Origin of the sequence: Streptomyces sp. B6B3 (genome assembly GCF_039871525.1) — a bacterium.
Lineage (GTDB): Bacteria > Actinomycetota > Actinomycetes > Streptomycetales > Streptomycetaceae > Streptomyces.
This window is the reverse complement of sequence record NZ_JBDPLU010000001.1, coordinates 985,741-1,002,893: the sequence shown is the minus strand read 5'-3', so window position 1 is coordinate 1,002,893 and position 17,153 is coordinate 985,741. Positions and strand designations below refer to the sequence as shown.

General features: G+C 73.0%; 16 protein-coding genes. 1 reads left to right on the top strand and 15 read right to left on the bottom strand.

What is annotated here, in order from left to right; genetic code table 11:
- Window positions 1-69: 69 nt before the first annotated feature.
- From lepB (ABGB06_RS04230) to ABGB06_RS04165, 14 genes are all read right to left on the bottom strand, one after another.
- Window positions 70-1,233: a signal peptidase I gene (gene lepB, locus ABGB06_RS04230; RefSeq protein WP_347585321.1), complete on the bottom strand. Its 1,164-nt coding sequence runs from the start codon at window positions 1,231-1,233 to the stop codon at window positions 70-72.
- Complete coding sequence (gene lepB, locus ABGB06_RS04225; RefSeq protein ID WP_347585319.1) at window positions 1,226-1,939, bottom strand: signal peptidase I; 714 nt, start codon at window positions 1,937-1,939, stop codon at window positions 1,226-1,228. Before lepB (ABGB06_RS04225) ends, lepB (ABGB06_RS04230) begins: the two co-directional genes overlap by 8 nt.
- Window positions 1,940-1,974: 35 nt before the next feature.
- Window positions 1,975-2,322: a 50S ribosomal protein L19 gene (gene rplS / locus ABGB06_RS04220; protein WP_347585318.1), complete on the bottom strand. Its 348-nt coding sequence runs from the start codon at window positions 2,320-2,322 to the stop codon at window positions 1,975-1,977.
- 151 nt (window positions 2,323-2,473) lie between these two features.
- Entirely contained in the window at window positions 2,474-3,325 is an 852-nt protein-coding gene (gene trmD / locus ABGB06_RS04215) for a tRNA (guanosine(37)-N1)-methyltransferase TrmD (RefSeq protein WP_347585317.1), read from the bottom strand.
- Window positions 3,322-3,840 carry a ribosome maturation factor RimM gene (gene rimM, locus ABGB06_RS04210; protein ID WP_347585315.1) on the bottom strand — a complete coding sequence of 173 codons (519 nt, stop codon included), beginning with the start codon at window positions 3,838-3,840 and terminating at the stop codon, window positions 3,322-3,324. Before rimM ends, trmD begins: the two co-directional genes overlap by 4 nt.
- Window positions 3,841-3,913: 73 nt before the next feature.
- Window positions 3,914-4,153, bottom strand: coding sequence for an RNA-binding protein (locus ABGB06_RS04205; protein WP_347585314.1), 240 nt, complete (start codon window positions 4,151-4,153; stop codon window positions 3,914-3,916).
- 2 nt (window positions 4,154-4,155) lie between these two features.
- Window positions 4,156-4,635: a 30S ribosomal protein S16 gene (gene rpsP / locus ABGB06_RS04200; RefSeq protein WP_347585312.1), complete on the bottom strand. Its 480-nt coding sequence runs from the start codon at window positions 4,633-4,635 to the stop codon at window positions 4,156-4,158.
- Window positions 4,636-4,910: 275 nt separating this feature from the next.
- A complete protein-coding gene (locus ABGB06_RS04195; RefSeq protein WP_347585311.1) occupies window positions 4,911-5,510 on the bottom strand; it encodes a hypothetical protein in 600 nt (199 codons plus the stop codon).
- Window positions 5,511-5,628: 118 nt separating this feature from the next.
- Window positions 5,629-7,044 (bottom strand): proline--tRNA ligase, encoded by a 1,416-nt coding sequence (proS, locus tag ABGB06_RS04190; RefSeq protein ID WP_347585309.1) that lies wholly within the window; start codon window positions 7,042-7,044, stop codon window positions 5,629-5,631.
- A 121-nt stretch (window positions 7,045-7,165) separates the two neighbouring features.
- Window positions 7,166-8,698 carry a signal recognition particle protein gene (gene ffh, locus ABGB06_RS04185; RefSeq protein ID WP_347585308.1) on the bottom strand — a complete coding sequence of 511 codons (1,533 nt, stop codon included), beginning with the start codon at window positions 8,696-8,698 and terminating at the stop codon, window positions 7,166-7,168.
- 126 nt (window positions 8,699-8,824) lie between these two features.
- Window positions 8,825-11,338 carry a [protein-PII] uridylyltransferase gene (locus tag ABGB06_RS04180; protein ID WP_347585307.1) on the bottom strand — a complete coding sequence of 838 codons (2,514 nt, stop codon included), beginning with the start codon at window positions 11,336-11,338 and terminating at the stop codon, window positions 8,825-8,827.
- Window positions 11,339-11,363: 25 nt separating this feature from the next.
- On the bottom strand, window positions 11,364-11,702 hold the full coding sequence (locus ABGB06_RS04175; protein ID WP_347585305.1) for a P-II family nitrogen regulator: 339 nt from the start codon (window positions 11,700-11,702) through the stop codon (window positions 11,364-11,366).
- On the bottom strand, window positions 11,699-12,970 hold the full coding sequence (locus ABGB06_RS04170) for an ammonium transporter (protein ID WP_347585304.1): 1,272 nt from the start codon (window positions 12,968-12,970) through the stop codon (window positions 11,699-11,701). The genes ABGB06_RS04175 and ABGB06_RS04170 overlap by 4 nt, the downstream gene beginning before the upstream one ends.
- 199 nt (window positions 12,971-13,169) lie before the next feature.
- Window positions 13,170-14,792: a hypothetical protein gene (locus ABGB06_RS04165; RefSeq protein WP_347585303.1), complete on the bottom strand. Its 1,623-nt coding sequence runs from the start codon at window positions 14,790-14,792 to the stop codon at window positions 13,170-13,172.
- Between the two features lie 337 nt (window positions 14,793-15,129).
- Here ABGB06_RS04165 and ABGB06_RS04160 point away from each other — a divergent pair, with 337 nt between their 5' ends.
- The gene (locus ABGB06_RS04160) at window positions 15,130-15,858 is read left to right on the top strand and encodes a bifunctional DNA primase/polymerase (protein ID WP_347585302.1); all 729 of its coding nucleotides are present in this window, start codon (window positions 15,130-15,132) and stop codon (window positions 15,856-15,858) included.
- On the opposite strand, the gene ftsY is transcribed toward ABGB06_RS04160, so the two are convergent.
- Complete coding sequence (gene ftsY / locus ABGB06_RS04155) at window positions 15,851-17,044, bottom strand: signal recognition particle-docking protein FtsY (RefSeq protein WP_347585300.1); 1,194 nt, start codon at window positions 17,042-17,044, stop codon at window positions 15,851-15,853. The genes ABGB06_RS04160 and ftsY overlap by 8 nt on opposite strands.
- Between the last annotated feature and the right edge of the window lie 109 nt (window positions 17,045-17,153).

The window sequence follows — 17,153 nt, the reverse complement described above, 5'->3', positions numbered from 1 at the left end:
TCCTTCCAGAACGACCGCTGCTTCCCGCTCCGACCGCGTTCGCCCCGCTGTTCGGCGGCCTCGCCGCCCTCATCCTGGTCCTCGGTCGTCCCCGGCTTGTCCGGTCCGTCTCCGGCGCCGCCCGCGACCCCGCCGACGCCGGGTCCCGTCGCGTCCTTCGCCTCGGGGGGTTCCTCGCCGGATGCCGCGCCGCCCGGAGGAACCGGACGGTCCTCCGGTTCCTCCGCGCCGGACCGTGCACCGACCGCTACGTCCCCCACATCCACTCCTCACACCGCTCTCCGGCCCCTGCGAGATCCGCAGCAGGCTCACCACTCCCATAACGAGCGGGAGTTCCACAGGGCTCGGGAGCCGGCCCATTTCCCCGGCCGATTCATACTCAGCGGTGCTCCCGGCCGCGTCGACGGTCTCCGCGGTGGTGTCCGGTTCCGGCACCGCGGCGAACGTCTGTTCGCTTTCCAGCTGCTGCCAGTGGGCGAACGGCCAGGCGATGACGACGGCCCGGCCGACCACCAGGTCCACCGGCACCGTGCCCCGGCCGGGATCCTGCAGGTGGTACCGGGAGTCCGCCGAGTTCGACCGGTGATCGCCCATCACGAAGATGCGCCCCTCGGGCACCTCCACCTCGAACTCCATCTGCGAGGGCGGATCGCCGGGGAAGAGGTAGGGCTCGTCGAGCGGCGCGCCGTTGACCGTCACCCGCCCCTGCTTGTCGCAACACGCGACCGTGTCCCCGCCGACGCCGATGACCCGCTTGATCAGGTCGTCGTCCTCGCTGGGCAGCAGGCCGATCCAGGTCAGCACGTCCTTGACCTGCTCGATCACCACCGGATCGTCGTCGGACTGTTGCTCCCCCTGGCCCAACCACCCGCCGGGGTCGTTGAAGACCACCACCTCGCCGCGCTGCGGCTCCCAGCCGAACCACGGGGTCAGCTTGTCCACCAACACCCGGTCGTCGATCCGGATCGTCTCCTCCATGGAGCCCGAGGGGATGACGAACGCCTGCACCAGGAACGTCTTCAGCACGAGGGCGATCAGCAGCGCCACGCCTATCAGGATCGGGATCTCCCGGGTGGCGCGCAGCCGGCGCCGCCGCTTGATGCGCTTGGCCGCCCGCCGGCGGTCCGCCCGCCCCTCGCCGGGTCCGCGCAGCGTCGGCCGCGGCTCCGAGGGCTCCGGGCGGGGCTGGTTCCGCGGCGCGGCGTGCCGGTGGCCGCGTCCGCGCTCACTCATGGCCCGACCGCACGGAACTCCAGCGGCTGGGCGGCCAGCCGATCCACTCGACCCGACCGATGACCTGGTCCTCGGGAACGGTGCCGCCGCCCGGTGAGCCGAGGTACTCCCGGGAATCCGCCGAGTCCGAACGGTGATCGCCCATTACCCACAACCGTCCCTCGGGCACCTCGATATCAAACATGACGTTCGAAGGATTGTCCCCGGGGAACAGGTACGGCTCGTCCAGGGCTTCGCCGTTCACCTCGATCCGCCCCTGGGCGTCACAGCAGCGCACGTGGTCTCCTCCCACGCCGATGACCCGCTTCACGTAGTCGGTCTCGGCCGAGTGCGCCAGACCGACCGCGGCCGCGGCCGAGCGCAGCAGACCGCCGAGACCACCCGCGGACGAACCCTCCGCGGCGAACGAACCCGTGCCGTCGAAGACGACGACGTCGCCGCGCCGCACGTCCTGCCCGAAGGCGTAGGCCAGCTTGTTCACCAGCACCCGGTCGCCGACCTGGAGCGTGCCCTCCATGGAACCGCTCGGGATGATGAAGGGCTGCACCACGAACGCGCTGACCAGCGCGGCGAACACGGCGGACAGCGCCAGCCCGGCCAACCAACGACGCACGGAGCGCGACCACCACCTCCTGGCGAAAAAGGGGCCGGAGGGGCGGTCGCGCTCAGGCGTTCGTGCGTCGGACGGGGAGTCGGATTCGGTCACGCGGTGATGGTAACCGGCGGGCTGTGAGGGCCCCGTCAGTTCTCGCGCCGCTCCTTGATCTTGGCGGCCTTGCCCCGCAGGTTCCGCAGGTAGTAAAGCTTGGCGCGGCGGACGGCGCCGCGGGTGACGACCTCGATCTTCTCCACGACCGGGGTGTGCACCGGGAAGGTGCGCTCCACGCCGACGCCGAAGCTGATCTTGCGAACGGTGAAGCTCTCCCGCACCCCTGAGCCCTGGCGGCGGATGACGACGCCCTTGAACTGCTGCACACGGGAGCGGTTGCCCTCGATGACCCGCACGTGGACGTTCACGGTGTCGCCGGGGCGGAACTCCGGGATGTCGTCGCGTAGGGACGCGGCATCGACGCTGTCGAGGAGGTTCATGACCTGCTGCTCTCTTCGCTGATGCCACAGGCCATCAGCGGAACGATCGGACGGTGGTGGGTGACGGACGACGCGCCCGTCGCGGACGCCGCGCACCGGCGGACGTCGCTCCCCCTGTGGCAGGGCCGCGCGCCGGACGTGGGCCGACCGCCTATTCTTCCACGTCCACGGAGCCGCGCCCAAATCGGCCGTCCCGGTCCAGGCACCAGCCGAGCTCCGCCAGCACGGCGAGGTCGTGCCGGTCCAGGCTCTCCGGGTCGCACCGCTCGATGAGCTCGGGACGGTGCTGGCTGGTCCGGCGCAGCGCCTCGTCCCGGCGCCAGCGGGCGACCCGGCCGTGGTGCCCGCTGGTCAGCACCTCGGGGACCTCCCGGTCGCGCCAGCGCGGCGGCTTGGTGTACACCGGGCCCTCCAGCAGGGCGGCCATGGGTCCCGGGGCGAAGGAGTCGTCGCGGTGCGACTCGGCGTTGCCCAGGACCCCGGGCAGCAGCCGGGCGATCGCCTCGACCATCACCAGCACCGGGGCCTCACCGCCGGCGAGCACGTAGTCGCCGACGGAGACCTCGTGCAGCGGGTAGCGGGCGGCGTACTCCTCGACGACGCGGCGGTCGATGCCCTCGTACCGCGCCGGGGTGAAGACCAGCCAGGGGAGGGTGGACAGCCGCTGGGCCAGCTCCTGGGTGAACGGCCGGCCGCTCGGCGTCGGCACCACGATGGTCGGGAGCTCCGGCCCCGTGACGGCGGGCTCGGCGTCGGCTGGCTCGGCGCCGGCGGGCGTGCCGAGCACCTCGTCCAGCGCCTCGCCCCACGGCTCCGGCTTCATCACCATGCCGGGGCCACCGCCGTACGGGGTGTCGTCGACGGTGTGGTGCCGGTCGTGGGTCCACCGCCGGAGGTCGTGCACCCGGACGTCCAGCTGTCCCCGGGCGCGGGCCTTCCCGACGAGCGAGACGTCCAGCGGCCGCAGGTACTCGGGGAAGATCGTGACGACGTCGATCCTCACGACTCGCCCTCGTCGAGCAGCCCCGCCGGCGGGGCGATGACGACCCGGCGGGCCGTCAGGTCGATCTCCGGCACGAACTCGCCGACGAACGGCACCATCGTCTCGCCGCCGTCCGGACGCGTGACGATCAGCAGGTCCTGGGCGGGCAGGTGCGCGATCTCGCCGATCTCACCGATCTCGGCGCCGTCCGTGGTGACCACCCGGAGGCCGACCAGCTGGTGGTCGTAGTACTCCTCGGGGTCCTCGGGGCGCTCGTCGGGGTCCACCTCGGCGAGCAGCAGGGTGTTGCGCAGCGCCTCGGCGGCGCCGCGGTCGGGCACGCCGACGAAGCGCAGCAGCAGCCGGCCGCTGTGGACCCGGCCGCTCTCGATGGTCAACGGGCCGATCTCGGCGGGGTCGGTGTCGAGCACGGCGCCGGGGGCCAGCCGCAGCTCGGGCTCGTCGGTGCGCACCTCCACCGAGACCTCACCCCTGATGCCGTGGGCGCGGCCGATGCGCGCGACGACGAGCTGCACTGTGCTTCCGTTCTCCGGGCTGTCCGGGCTCTCCGGGGCAGGACCGGGGGTGGTGGGCGGTGCGCCGGTGGGCTCAGCGAACCTCGTCCACGTCGACCAGGTCGACGCGGACGCCCTTGCCGCCGAGCGCGCCCACGACCGTGCGCAACGAGCGGGCGGTGCGGCCGTTCCGGCCGATCACCTTGCCGAGGTCGTCGGGATGGACCCGGACCTCCAGCACCCGTCCCCGGCGCAGGGTTCGCGAGGCGACCTGGACTTCGTCGGGGTTGTCGACGATGCCCTTGACGAGGTGTTCCAGGGCCTCTTCGAGCATTCTCAGCCCTCGGCCGACTCGGCCGGAGCCGCCGCGGAGTCGGACTTCTTCTCGCCCTTGTCAGCCTTCTCGGCCTTCTCGGACTTGTCGGACCGGTCCGAACGCTTGGACCTGGGGGTGATGGCCTCACCCTTGGGCTCGCCGCCCGACTCCTTGGCCGCGGCCTCGAAGACGGCGCGCTTGTCGGGCCTCGCCTCGGCCACCTTCATCGGCGGCGGCGCGGGCAGACCCTTGAACTTCTGCCAGTCGCCGGTGACCTTCAGGATGGCCAGCACCGGCTCGGTCGGCTGCGCGCCGACGCCCAGCCAGTACTGCGCGCGGTCCGAGTCGACCTCGATCCGGGAGGGGTTCTGCACCGGGTGGTACAGGCCGATCTCCTCGATCGCCCGGCCGTCCCGACGGGTCCTGGCGTCGGCCACGACGATGCGGTAGTGCGGCGACCGGATCTTGCCCAGTCGCTTCAGCTTGATCTTGACTGCCACTGCTGTGGTGTCTCCTGGTCTTGACGGGTGGGCCACAGCGAGCCGTCGCGTGGGGATTGCGAGGCCGGGGACCCGATGGACGCGCCGACCGGAGGAGAGAGGGGTCCTGTGCGATTGGCGAGTTCAGCCGCCCATTCTGCCACACGGCCCATGCCCCGGTGCCGCGCGGTCGGTGCCGTGGACGAACCACGGAGGAGAGTCGACCGGCGGGGGGCCGGGCGTCGGGACAGGGCCGACATGGTGAGAAGGGTCAGGAGGACAGGTGATGAGCAGGGTCAGGAGGAAACGGATACGGCGACCGCGTCGACGATCCGGAAGGGCTTCTTGCACGCCCCGCAGACGATCGGCGCCTGCGCCAGCACCGAGGGGACGACCCGGACGTTGCGCCCGCAGTCGCAGACGGCCTTGACCCGGACGCCGCCCCCGGAGGAGCCGTGCCGAGCGGCGGGGCCGCGGAAGGTGCTCTTGGTGTCGGTCGCGGTCGCCGCCACATGGGCGCGGACCGCGCGCTGGAGTCGTTCGGCCGTGCCGCGATACCGGCGGCGGGTCTCGCCGTTCATCGTGACCAGCGAGAAGCCGCTGCTCGGATGGGGATCGTCGGCATGGTCGAGTCCGAGTTCCTCGGCGATCGCGAGGAAGCGTCGGTTGTGGTAGCGCCCGGCGCGGGAGGTGTCCCGCACGCCACGCGCGGCGGCGAGGCCGTGAACCGCCTCGTGCAGCAGTCGTTCGAAGGAGAGCTCCGCGCCACAGGCGGACGAGGACTCTCCGATCAGGGATTCCGGCGCGGCCAGATCTGGCAGCTCGGGATGGTGCCGTTGGATGTCGGCCCAGGCGAGTGCCAGTTCGGCGGCGAGGACTGGTGGTGTCGTGCTCACGTCGTACCTAACGAGCGAGAGGCCCAGGGTGTTCCGATTACGGGTCAAGTCCGCGAATTTGCACTTACCAGTCAGTTTGCTGGGGAACGCAGGGATCGCCCGGGAAAGCCGGTAGGACTCAGTAGGCGCGGCCTACCAGAGCGACGTTACCGGGTGCGTCGTCGCGCTCGGGCACGGACCCGTCCTCGGCCACCAGACAGCGGACCGACACCGCGTCCTGGGCCAGCCGGGCCTCGCCCTCGGGACCGAGGTCCGCCCACGGGATCCGCGCCCAGCCGCCGGCGGCGGCCGCCTCGGCGGCCTCCTCGACGGTCCGCACGTCGGTCGTGTTCCCCTCGCGGTGCTCCCGGGACTGGCGCAGCAACAGCGCCTGGTCCTCGTCCAGCACGCCGGGGAGCAGCTTGGGCAACGCCGGGAGCGCGACCGGCTCCTTGCCGCCGGGGATGCGCCTGACCAGCATGGCCGAGTCGTTGGCCAGGTCCCGCGGGCCGATCTCGATCCGCACCGGGACGCCCTTGAGCTCCCAGTCCACGGCGCGCCGCCCGAACGGGGTGTCGACCCGGTCGTCGACCTCGGCCCGAACGCCGGCGTCGGCCAGCGCGGCGCCCAGCTCCCGCACCCTGTCCAGCACCGCCGGGTCGTCCTTGACCGCCAGCACCACGGCCTGGACGGGCGCCAGGCGGGGCGGCACGCGGAGCCCGTCGTCGTCCCCGTGCGCCATGATCATGCCGCCGACCATGCGGGTGGACACGCCCCACGAGGTCTGCCAGACCAGCTCGCGCTCGCCGTCCCGCGAGAGGTAGCGGGTGTCGAAGGCGCGGGCGAAGTTCTGGCCGAGCTCGTGGCTGGTGCCGAGCTGCAGCGCCTTGCCGTCGCGCATCATGCCCTCGAGGGTCAGCGTGTTGATCGCTCCGGCGAAGCGCTCGGTCGCGGTCTTGCGGCCGAGCGCCACGTCGACGGCGAGCACGTTGACCAGGAAGTCGGCGTACACCTCGCGGTGGATGCGGGCGGCGTAGTCCCTGGCCTCCTCGCGGGTGGCGTGCGCGGTGTGCCCCTCCTGCCAGAGGAACTCGGAGGTGCGCAGGAAGGCGCGGGTGCGCATCTCCCAGCGGACCACGTTGGCCCACTGGTTGATCAGCAGCGGCAGGTCGCGGTAGCTCTGCACCCACTTGGCGAAGTACTCGTTGATGATCATCTCGGAGGTGGGCCGGATCACCGCCGGCTCCTCCAGCTGCTTGCCGCCGCCGTGGGTGACCACCGCCAGCTCGGGGGCGAAGCCCTCGACGTGCTCGGCCTCCTTCGACATGTGCGACTGGGGCATCAGCAGCGGGAAGTAGGCGTTACGGGCGCCGGCCGCCTTGATCCGGAGGTCCAGCTCCTGCTGCATCCGCTCCCACAGCGCGTACCCGTAGGGCCGGATGACCATCGTGCCGCGGACTGGACCGTTGTCGGCCAGCTCGGCCTTGTTGATCACGTCCTGGTACCAGCGCGGGAAGTCGTCCGCCTGCGGGGTGAGCACGGGAGCCTTAGCCATGGCGGGCATCGTACGGGGCGGTGGGGCAGAAGCGTGAATCGGCGGCTCCTGCCCCGTCGACGAGGCGGGCAAGTGGGAGTTATCCGGCATCAGGGCGCCCGGCGGCGGGCCCGCCGCCGGATCAGAGCATGTCCTTGAACTCCTTGGGGAGCTCGAAGTTCGCGGCGTCGAACTGCCCGTCCTCGCCGGCGCGGCGCTCGGCCGCGGCGCGCTCCTCCTCCTGGCGCTTCATCGGGTTGCCCGAGCGGCGGCGGCCCTTGGCCTTCTTCGTCGGCTGCTTGCCCTTGCGCCTGGCGCCGCCGGCCATCCCCGGGACGCCGGGCATGCCCGGCATGGCGGGCATGCCGCCGCCCTGGGCCATCTTGGACATCATCTTGCGGGCCTCGAAGAAGCGCTCGACCAGGCCCTTGACGGCACTGACCTCGACGCCGGAGCCGCGGGCGATGCGGGCGCGCCGCGAACCGTTGATGATCTTGGGGTCGGCGCGCTCCCCCGGCGTCATGGACTTGATGATGGCGGCGGTGCGGTCCACGTCGCGCTCGTCCAGGTTGTTGATCTGCTCGCGGAGCTGACCCATGCCGGGCATCATGCCGAGCAGCTTCGAGATGGAGCCCATCTTGCGGACCTGCTCCATCTGGGCCAGGAAGTCGTCGAGGGTGAACTCCTTGGGGCCCTTGGCCAGCTTGCTGGCCAGCTTCTCGGCCTCCTGCTGGCTGAAGGTCTGCTCGGCCTTCTCGATGAGGCTGAGCATGTCGCCCATGCCGAGGATGCGCGAGGCCATCCGGTCGGGGTGGAAGGCGTCGAAGTCGTCCAGCTTCTCGCCGTTGGAGGCGAACATGATCTGCCGGCCGGTGACCTTCGCGACGGAGAGCGCCGCACCACCCCGGGCGTCGCCGTCCAGCTTGGAGAGGACGACGCCGTCGAAGCCGACGCCGTCGCGGAACGCCTCGGCGGTGGTCACCGCGTCCTGGCCGATCATCGCGTCCACGACGAAGAGCACCTCGTCGGGGCTGACCGCGTCCCGGATGTCGGCGGCCTGGCGCATCATCTCCTGGTCGATGCCGAGCCGGCCGGCGGTGTCGACGATGACCACGTCGTGCTGCTTGTCGCGGGCGTAGCCGACGGAGTCCTCGGCCACCCTGACCGGGTCGCCGACGCCGTTGCCCGGTTCGGGGGCGAAGACGGCCACCCCGGCTCGTTCGGCGACGACGCTGAGCTGGTTCACCGCGTTCGGCCGCTGGAGGTCGCAGGCGACGAGCAGCGGGGTGTGGCCCTGCCCCTTGAGCCAGAGGCCCAGCTTGCCGGCCAGCGTGGTCTTGCCCGCGCCCTGGAGGCCGGCCAGCATGATCACGGTCGGCGCGGTCTTGGCGAACCGCAGCCGGCGGGTCTCGCCGCCGAGGATGCCGACGAGCTCCTCGTTGACGATCTTGATGACCTGCTGGGCGGGGTTGAGCGCCCGCGAGACCTCGACGCCCGCGGCTCGTTCCTTGATCTGGTTGATGAAGGAGCGGACGACGGGCAGTGCCACGTCCGCCTCGAGCAGGGCGACCCGGATCTCGCGCGCCGTGGCGTCGATGTCGGCCTCGCTCAGCCGCCCCTTCCCCCGGAGGTTGCGGAAGGTGGTCGCGAGGCGATCGGAGAGAGTGTCGAACACGGCGCTGGCAGTCCTCACACGGTGCGGGCAGACGGCGGGCAGGTGCCTACAGGGTACTTATGCCGAGCCCTTCCGGTCAGCCTCCGGTCGGCGCCCGGCCCGCCAGGGCCTGGCGGGCCGGGCGGCTCAGTCGCGGGCCAGGGTGCGTTCCAGGGCGCGGGCGAGGTCGGTGGCCCGCTCCGCGGGGAGCGGGTCGCCCTCCGGGCCCGTGACGTAGAACGCGTCCACGGCGTTGCCGCCCAGGGTGCTGACGTGCGCGCTGCGCACCTGCACGCCCGCAGCGTCCAACGCGTGGCCGATCCGGTACAGCAGCCCGGGGGCGTCCTGGGCGCGCACCTCCAGCACGGTCGCGAGCCGGGAGCCGAGCGGTGCCACGGTGACCCGCGGCGGCGGCGGTCCGGACAGCCGGCGGCGGGGCCGGCGGTAGGCGGCCTCCCGCTCGGCCAGCCGGCCGGCGATGTCGAGCGAACCGTCCAGGGCCCGCACCAGGTCGGCGCGCAGCCGTTCGGCCTGCGGCAGCGAGCCGTACTCGGCCGCCACCCGCCAGTCGAGCAGCAGCACCGGGCCCTGCCCCATCGGGTCCACGCTGCGCAGTTCCGCCGACCGCACGGTGAGGCGGTGCAGCGCCAGCACCCCGGCCATCGCGGGCAGCAACCCGGGACGTTCGGGGAGGGCGACCACCAGCTCCACGCCGACCGGTTCCGGCTCGCCCTCCGGGTCCGACCGGTCGGCGACGAACGCCGGTTCGGCGGGCCTGGTGTGCAGCGCGAGCACCGGGCCGCCGGTGCGGACCGCCTCGACGGCAAGCCGCTCGGCCGCCGCGGTCGGTCGCGGCACCGCGGCGTCCTGGTCCGCGCCGCCGTCGCCCAGCGCGGCCTCGACCCGTTTGACCAGCTCGGCGACGAGCGAGGCGCGCCAGGTCGACCAGGCGGCGGGCCCGGTGGCCAGGGCGTCGGCCTCGGTCAGCGCGTGCAGCAGCTCCAGGGTGGCCGGGTCCCGCACCGCGTCCGCGACGTGCCCGACGGTGGCCGGATCGTCCAGGTCGCGGCGGGTCGCGGTGTCCACGAGCAGCAGGTGGTGGCGGACGAGCAGGGCCAGCACCTCGGCGTCGGCGGGGCCGAAGCCGATGCGGGCGGCCATGTCCCGGGCGATGGTCTCGCCCGCCACGCTGTGGTCGCCGGGCCAGCCCTTGCCGATGTCGTGCAGCAGGGCGGCGCTGAGCAGCAGGTCGGGCCGGCCGACCCGGCGGGTCAGCGCGGCGGCCCGGACCGCGGTCTCCACCAGGTGGCGGTCCACGGTCCAGCGGTGCACCGGGTTGCGCTGCGGGCGGCAGCGGACGCGTTCCCAGTCCGGCAGCAGCCGGGTGATCAGCCCGGCCGCCTCCAGCGCCTCCCAGACCGGCACGGTGTCCCGCCCGGCGCCGAGCAGCGTGAGGAACTGCTCCCGCGCCTCCGCCGGCCAGGGCACGGGCAACGCCGCGGCCTCGGGCGCGGCCAGGGCGTGCACCGCGGGCAGCGCGAGGGGCAGCCCGGCCTGGGCGGCCGCCGCGGCGGCGCGCAGCGACAGCACCGGATCGCGGTCCGGACGGGCGGCGCGGGCCAGCCCGACCTCGCCGTCGTGTTCGACCACGCCCTCGGCCAGCGGGGCGCGCTCCGACTCCGGAGCCCGCCGCGGGGCGCGGCCGGCGCCGCGGCCGCCGAGCAGGCCGCGCGCCCGGCGCCGGGCGGACCGGGTGCGCAGCACCCGGCTGACCTCGCGCCAGGTGACGTCGGAGGCGTAGCTGATGGTGCGGCCGGCCTCGTAGACGGTGCGCAGCAGCGAGTCGGCGTCGAGCACACCGAGCGCGTCCGCGACCTGGTCCTGGTCCTCCAGGGCCAGCCGGTCGGTGGCGCGTCCGGTGGTGAGGTGCAGCGCGTCCCGGACGTCGAGCAGCACGTTGCGGGCGGCCTGCAGCCCCTGCCGGGGCGCGTCGGCGACCCAGGAGGCGGCGACGGCGCGCAGCGCGGTGGCGTCGCGCAGGCCGCCCCGCGCCTCCTTGAGGTCGGGTTCCAGCAGGAACGGCAGCTCGCCCTGGCGGCGGGCCCGCTCCCGGCCGAGGTCGTGCAGCTCGGGGAGGCGGCGGGGCGCCTCGGCGCGCCACTGGGCGAGCATGGCGGTGCGCAGTTCGGCGGTGAGCGCGGCGTCGCCGGCGATGTGCCGGGCGTCCAGCAGGCCCAGATGGACCTTCAGGTCGTCGGCGGCGGTCCGGCGGGCCTCGTCGAGGGTGCGCACCGAGTGGTCGAGCGCGATGCCCAGGTCCCACACCGGATACCAGAGGCGGTCGGCGAGGGCGGCGAGGTCCCGGGCGGGCGCGCCGCCGTCGTGCAGCAGCAGCAGGTCGAGATCGCTGCGCGGGGACAGCTCCCCGCGGCCGTAGCCGCCGACGGCCACCAGGGCCAGCCGGGTCGGGCGTGGGCTCTCGCCGAGCAGCCCGGCCAGCCAGTCGTCGGTGAGCCGGGCCAGTTCGGCGCGGCGCGGCGGCCCGGTCCGCGCCCGCTGACCGTCGCCGTCCGGCTTGGTCAGGAGGCGCAGCCGGGCCGCCGCGTATCCGCCGCTGGGTCCCGTGTGCTCTCCGGTGGTGGGTGTCGTCTCCGCCGTCATGCGGTCCCCAACTCCTGTGTGCGGTTCAGAGGGCGTCCGGGCCGCGTTCTCCCGTGCGGACTCGTACGGCCGTCTCGACGGGCAGGCTCCACACCTTTCCGTCGCCGATCTTGCCAGTGCGCGCGGCCTTGACCACGGCCTCGATGATCGGTTCGGCGTCCGAGTCCTCCGCGAGGATCTCCACGCGGACCTTCGGCACCAGGTCGACGGTGTACTCCGCGCCCCGGTAGACCTCGGTGTGCCCGCGCTGCCGGCCGTACCCGCTGGCCTCGGTGACGGTCATGCCGTGCACGCCGAAGGCCTGGAGGGCCTCCTTGACCTCGTCGAGCCGGTGCGGCTTGATGACCGCGGTGATGAGCCTCATGCGTCCACCTTCTTCTCACCCGAGACGGCGACGGAGGTCACCGGAATGGTGCCGTTGCCGCCGACGCTGCCGCTGCCGGCCTGACTGAAGTCGTACCCCGTCTCCGCGTGGAACACCTGGTCAAGGCCGCCCACTTCGTCCTCCTCGGAGGCGCGGAAGCCGATGGTGCGCTGGATCAGCAGGGCCAGCAGGTAGGTGACGACGAACGAGTACGCCATCACGGCGCCGGCGCCCAGTGCCTGCTTGCCGAACTGCTCGAGGCCGGCGCCCTCGGTGGCCAGGAAGCCCACCATCAGGGTGCCGATGACGCCGCCGAAGAGGTGGACGCCGACGACGTCGAGGGAGTCGTCGTAGCCGAGCTTGAACTTCAGGCTGACCGCCCAGGCGCAGACCGCGCCGGCCACGAGGCCGATCAGGATGGCGCCCATGGGGTTGACGGCGGCGCCCGAGGGGGTGATGGCGACCAGACCGGCGATCGCGCCGGACGCGGCGCCCAGCGTGGTGAAGGCGCCGTGCCTGATGCGCTCGTAGCACAGCCAGCCGAGGATGGCGGCGCCGGTGGCGACCTGGGTGTTCAGCGCCATCATCGCGGCGGTCCCGTCCGCGGCCAGCTCCGAACCCGCGTTGAAGCCGAACCAGCCGAACCACAGCAGGGCGGCGCCGAGCAGCACCATCGGCAGGTTGTGCGGCCGCATCGGCTCCCGCTTGAAGCCGATCCGCCGGCCGAGCACCAGGGCGGCCGCGAGGCCGCCCGCGCCGGCGTTGATGTGGACCGCCGTGCCGCCCGCGAAGTCGATCACGCCCAGCTTGTGCAGCCAGCCCTCGTCGACCTGCCACACCCAGTGCGCCACCGGGAAGTAGACGACGGTGACCCAGACCGCGACGAAGATCGCCCAGCTGCTGAACTTCACCCGGTCGGCCAGGGCGCCGCTCATCAGCGCGGGCGTGAGGATGGCGAACATCAGCTGGAACACGATGAAGGCGAGTACGGTGCCGCTGAGCTCGCCGTCGACGGTGGTGATGTCCTCGGGGAGGCCCACCGCCTCCAGGTCACCGATGAGGCCGCCGTTGTCGCCGCTGAAGGCGAGACTGAAGCCGTACAGCACCCACAGGACGCTGACGATGCCCAGCGAGATGAAGGACATCATCAGCATGTTGAGTGCGCTCTTGACCCGGACCATGCCGCCGTAGAAGAAGGCGAGGCCCGGAGTCATGATCATTACCATTGCGGCGCTGATCACCACAAAAGCGATATTCGCTGCTTCCAACGTGAACGTCCCCTCGGTGTCACGACCCGTGCGGGCAGATCTTGGCGGGTCAGGATTGGCCACAGGCTCTCCGAGGGCCGTTTCCTTCGATGGCCGTGGATGTTTCACCCGAGTGACGTTGGGTCGTATGGTGTTACGTCCAGGTGACGTTTATCGTTTCTTTACCAACGCCCGGTTACGGTGCCGGGGCTGGCCGTCATCAGACGGCCTGGCTGGCCACGGTGCGCGTCTCGCACGCGGGCAGCTCCGCGGTGAGCCGTTCGGTCAGCTCCAGGACCTCCGAGACCTGCCCGAACTCGCGGGCCGCGCTCGCCGACGTCTTGCGCAGCCGGTTGTTGACCCGCTCCGAGCGCAGTCGCCGGGCCAGGCCCACCGCCTGGGCCGCCTGCGCGGCGCCCGCCTCCGGCTCGCCCGCGAGCAGGTGCACGGTGGCCATGCCGATGAGGTTCAGTGCATACGACCGCAGATGGCCGGCGCCGTCGTCATCCGCGCACTCCCCCGCGAACAGCTCGACGGCCCGCTCCATCAGCGGCCGGGCGCGGGAGACGTACATCGGGCTGCGGCCGGCGACATAGGCCAGGTCGCGGTAGGAGTGGGCGTTCTCCGCGTTCAGCTCGGCCTCGGAGAAGAAGCCGATCCAGTTCGGTTCGGGCTCCTCCAGCTCGCGCTCCGACTCGATCTCGGCGAAGGCATCCTCGGCCATCCGCACCGCGCGGTGACACTTCGGCGGCTGGCCGAGGGTGGCGTACGCCCGGGCCTCCATCGCGTAGAGCATCGACCGGGTGCGGGCGGTGGCGCGCTCCCGGCTGCCGTACTGCGCCAGGTGGACCAGCTCCAGCGCGTCCTCGCCGCGGCCGAGGTGGATCATCTGCCGGCACATCTGGGAGAGCACGAACGCGCCGAGCGGGCGGTCCTCGGCCTCCTTCGCGGCGTGCAGCGCCAGCACGAAGTACTTCTGCGCGGTGGGCTGCAGGCCGATGTCGTAGCTCATCCAGCCGGCCAGCTCGGAGAGCTCGGCGGTGACCCGGAACAGCCGGCGGCGCACCGGCGCGGGGTGCGACTCCTGGAGCAGGTCGGTGACCTCGTGGAGCTGGCCGACCACGGCCTTGCGGCGCAGCCCGCCGCCGGACTGGGCATCCCAGTTGCGGAACTCCGCGGTGGTCCGCTCCAGCATCTCCAGCTCGGGCACGGACAGGGCGGCGGGGCGGCGCGGCGGGAACACGGAGCGCCCGGCGGCCCGGCCGGGCCCGGCCGGGCCCGCGTCGCCGTCGGCGGCGTCGGATCCCGCGGCCCGGCCGGCCGCGCCCGGGGCGGCGACCTCTCCTGACTCGGGCCCCCCCGGCTCGGGCTCCGCCGGCGAGGGCACCAGCCAGCGCTGCATCGGCTCGATCAGGCCGGGTCCCGCGGACATCGTCAGCGAGGTGCCGAGGAAGCCGCGCCGCCCGAGCATCAGGTCACTGCGGGAGAACTCGTTGATGAGCGCCACCGTCTGCGAGCCGGCCCAGGGCAGGTCGATGCCGGAGACCGCGGCCGACTGCCGCGCCGAGCGCAGCCCCAGGTCCTCGATGCTGACGACGCAGCCGAAGCGCTCCGAGAACAGCTCGGACAGGATGCGCGGGATCGGCTCCCGCGGCTGCTCGCCGTCCAGCCAGCGGCGCACCCGGGAGGTGTCGGTGCTGATGTGGTGGGCGCCGAGGTGCCGGGCCCGGCGGTTCACCTGGCGGGCCAGCTCGCCCTTGGACCATCCGCTGCGCTGGAACCACGTCGTCAACCGCTCGTTCGGGCGCTTGGCGGAGATTGCTCCGCTGCCGTTGCCGCCCACAGGTGCGCCCCCATTCCAGCCCCGAAGGTCGCCCGGAGCCGTACGGTTGTCGTGCCGGTGCGGTCACTGCGCCGCCGCTGACACTCTGTCTACGGGTGTACTGAACGTAATCCTATGATCACCGGCGCGGCGAGTGGCAAGCCTCAATCGCCACCATTCGCCACCCCTTCGAATGAAGCTCATGCCCCCCGCACGCGCTTCACTTGTACCCACGATGTTCGACATCGGGTGGGGCGAAGCATTTCGGGGGCGCACAAGGTCGCACGCACTCCCCTGGGGCAGCCAAGTCCTGTTCCCGAGCCGTAACCGTGGGTGCACGGTACCCGTTGGAGAGTGCATGGGCTTCACGATCGGCGGAATGCGGGAGATTCGGGAGCTGCGGCTGATGCCCCGCCGTCCCCGTCGCCCGGGCCGCGTGCCGGTCGGCACGGCCGTCGCCGAGTACACCGGCCTGTGGGGCTGGGACGTGATGCCCGGTGCCCGGGTCCGGCACCCCGCGGTGCGGCCGGGCTGCTCGTGCGCCGCCGCCGGCTGCCCCACGCCCGGGGCGCACCCCCTCGATCCGGAGCTGGTCATCCCGGCGGGCACCCCGCTGGACGAGGCGCTGGGCGCCTGGGCCGCCGCCTGGGCGCGCACCCCGGGCGCCGCGGTGCTGCTGCCGACCGGGCGGGCCTTCGACGTGCTCGACGTGCCCGAGCCGGCGGGGCGGTGCGCACTGCTGCGGCTGGAGCGCCTGGGCCTGCCGCTGGGCCCGGTCGCCGTGGCACCGCACGGCCGCGTCTGGTTCCTGGTCGCTCCCGGCGCGGCCGCGACGCTGCCCGACCTGCTGTACCGCGCCGGCTGGGACGGCGCCCGGCTGGACCTCAGATGCCTGGGCCCCGGCGGCCACATCACCGCACCGCCCTCGGACCACGGCGGCCTGGGCCCGGTGCGCTGGCTGCGCGCGCCGTGCCTGGAGTCGGCCACACCGCCGCCGGCCCGGCTGCTGCTCGGCGCGCTGGCGTACGTCTGCCACCGGCTCGCCGGCCGCGCCGCTCCGGGGGACGCCGGGCCCCGGGTCAGGTGAGCAGCGCGTCGACGAAGGCCTCGGGCTCGAACGGCGCCAGGTCGTCGGCGCCCTCGCCGAGCCCGACCAGCTTCACCGGGACGCCCAGCTCCCGCTGGACCGCGATCACGATGCCGCCCTTGGCGGTGCCGTCGAGCTTGGTCAGCGCGATGCCGGTGATGTCGACCACCTCGGCGAAGACCCGCGCCTGGACCAGGCCGTTCTGCCCCGTGGTGGCGTCGAGCACCAGCAGCACCTCGTTCACCGGGCCGTGCTTCTCCACGACCCGCTTGACCTTGCCGAGCTCGTCCATCAGGCCGGTCTTGGTGTGCAGCCGTCCGGCGGTGTCCACGAGCACCACGTCGGCGGTCTCGGTGATGCCCTCCCTGACCGCCTCGAAGGCCACCGACGCCGGGTCGCCGCCCTCCGGGCCGCGCACGGTGCGGGCGCCGACCCGATCCCCCCACGTCTGCAACTGGTCGGCGGCGGCCGCGCGGAAGGTGTCGGCCGCGCCGAGCACCACCGACCTGCCGTCCGCCACCAGCACCCGGGCGAGCTTGCCCGTGGTCGTCGTCTTGCCGGTGCCGTTGACACCGACCACCAGCACCACGGCGGGACGCTCCTCGCCCTCCGCCGACACCCCGCCCTCGGTGTGCACCGTGCGGTCCAGGTCGGTGCCGACCAGGGTGAGCAACTCGTCGCGCAGCAGCCCGCGCAGCTCCTCGGGCGAGCGGGTGCCGAGCACCCTGACCCGGTCCCGCAGCCTCTCCACGAGCTCCTGGGTGGGGCCGACGCCGACGTCCGCGGTGAGCAGCGTGTCCTCGATCTCCTCCCACGTGTCGTCGTCCAGGTGTTCCCGGGACAGCAGTGTGAGCAGGCCCTTGCCCAGGGAGTTCTGCGAGCGGGCCAGCCGGGCGCGCAGCCGGACCAGCCGACCGGCGGCCGGCTCGGGCACCTCGATCTCGGGGGCGGGCGGCGCGGGAGCCTCGACGTCCGGGCCGGCCGGGGCGACGTCCTCGACGGTGCCCGGCTCCTCGGTGGCGGTCGCACCCTCCTCGTCCCGCGCCGGCTCGCCCCTGGGCCTGGTGGTCGTGCCGGTGGCGCCGGCGGACGGTGGCGCGGACCGCCGGCGGCGGCCGACCAGCAGCCCGCCGGCCGCGACGACGGCGACCACGGCGATGACGACGGCGATGATGAGGATGTCCATCGGATTCCTAGCTAGAGCCTGAGCGGGGACGACGGGTGGGTCCTATCGTGCCCCATGGTGCGGCGCGCGGTACCTCCCGGCCGTCACAGGCTAGAGCAGCCGGACGACG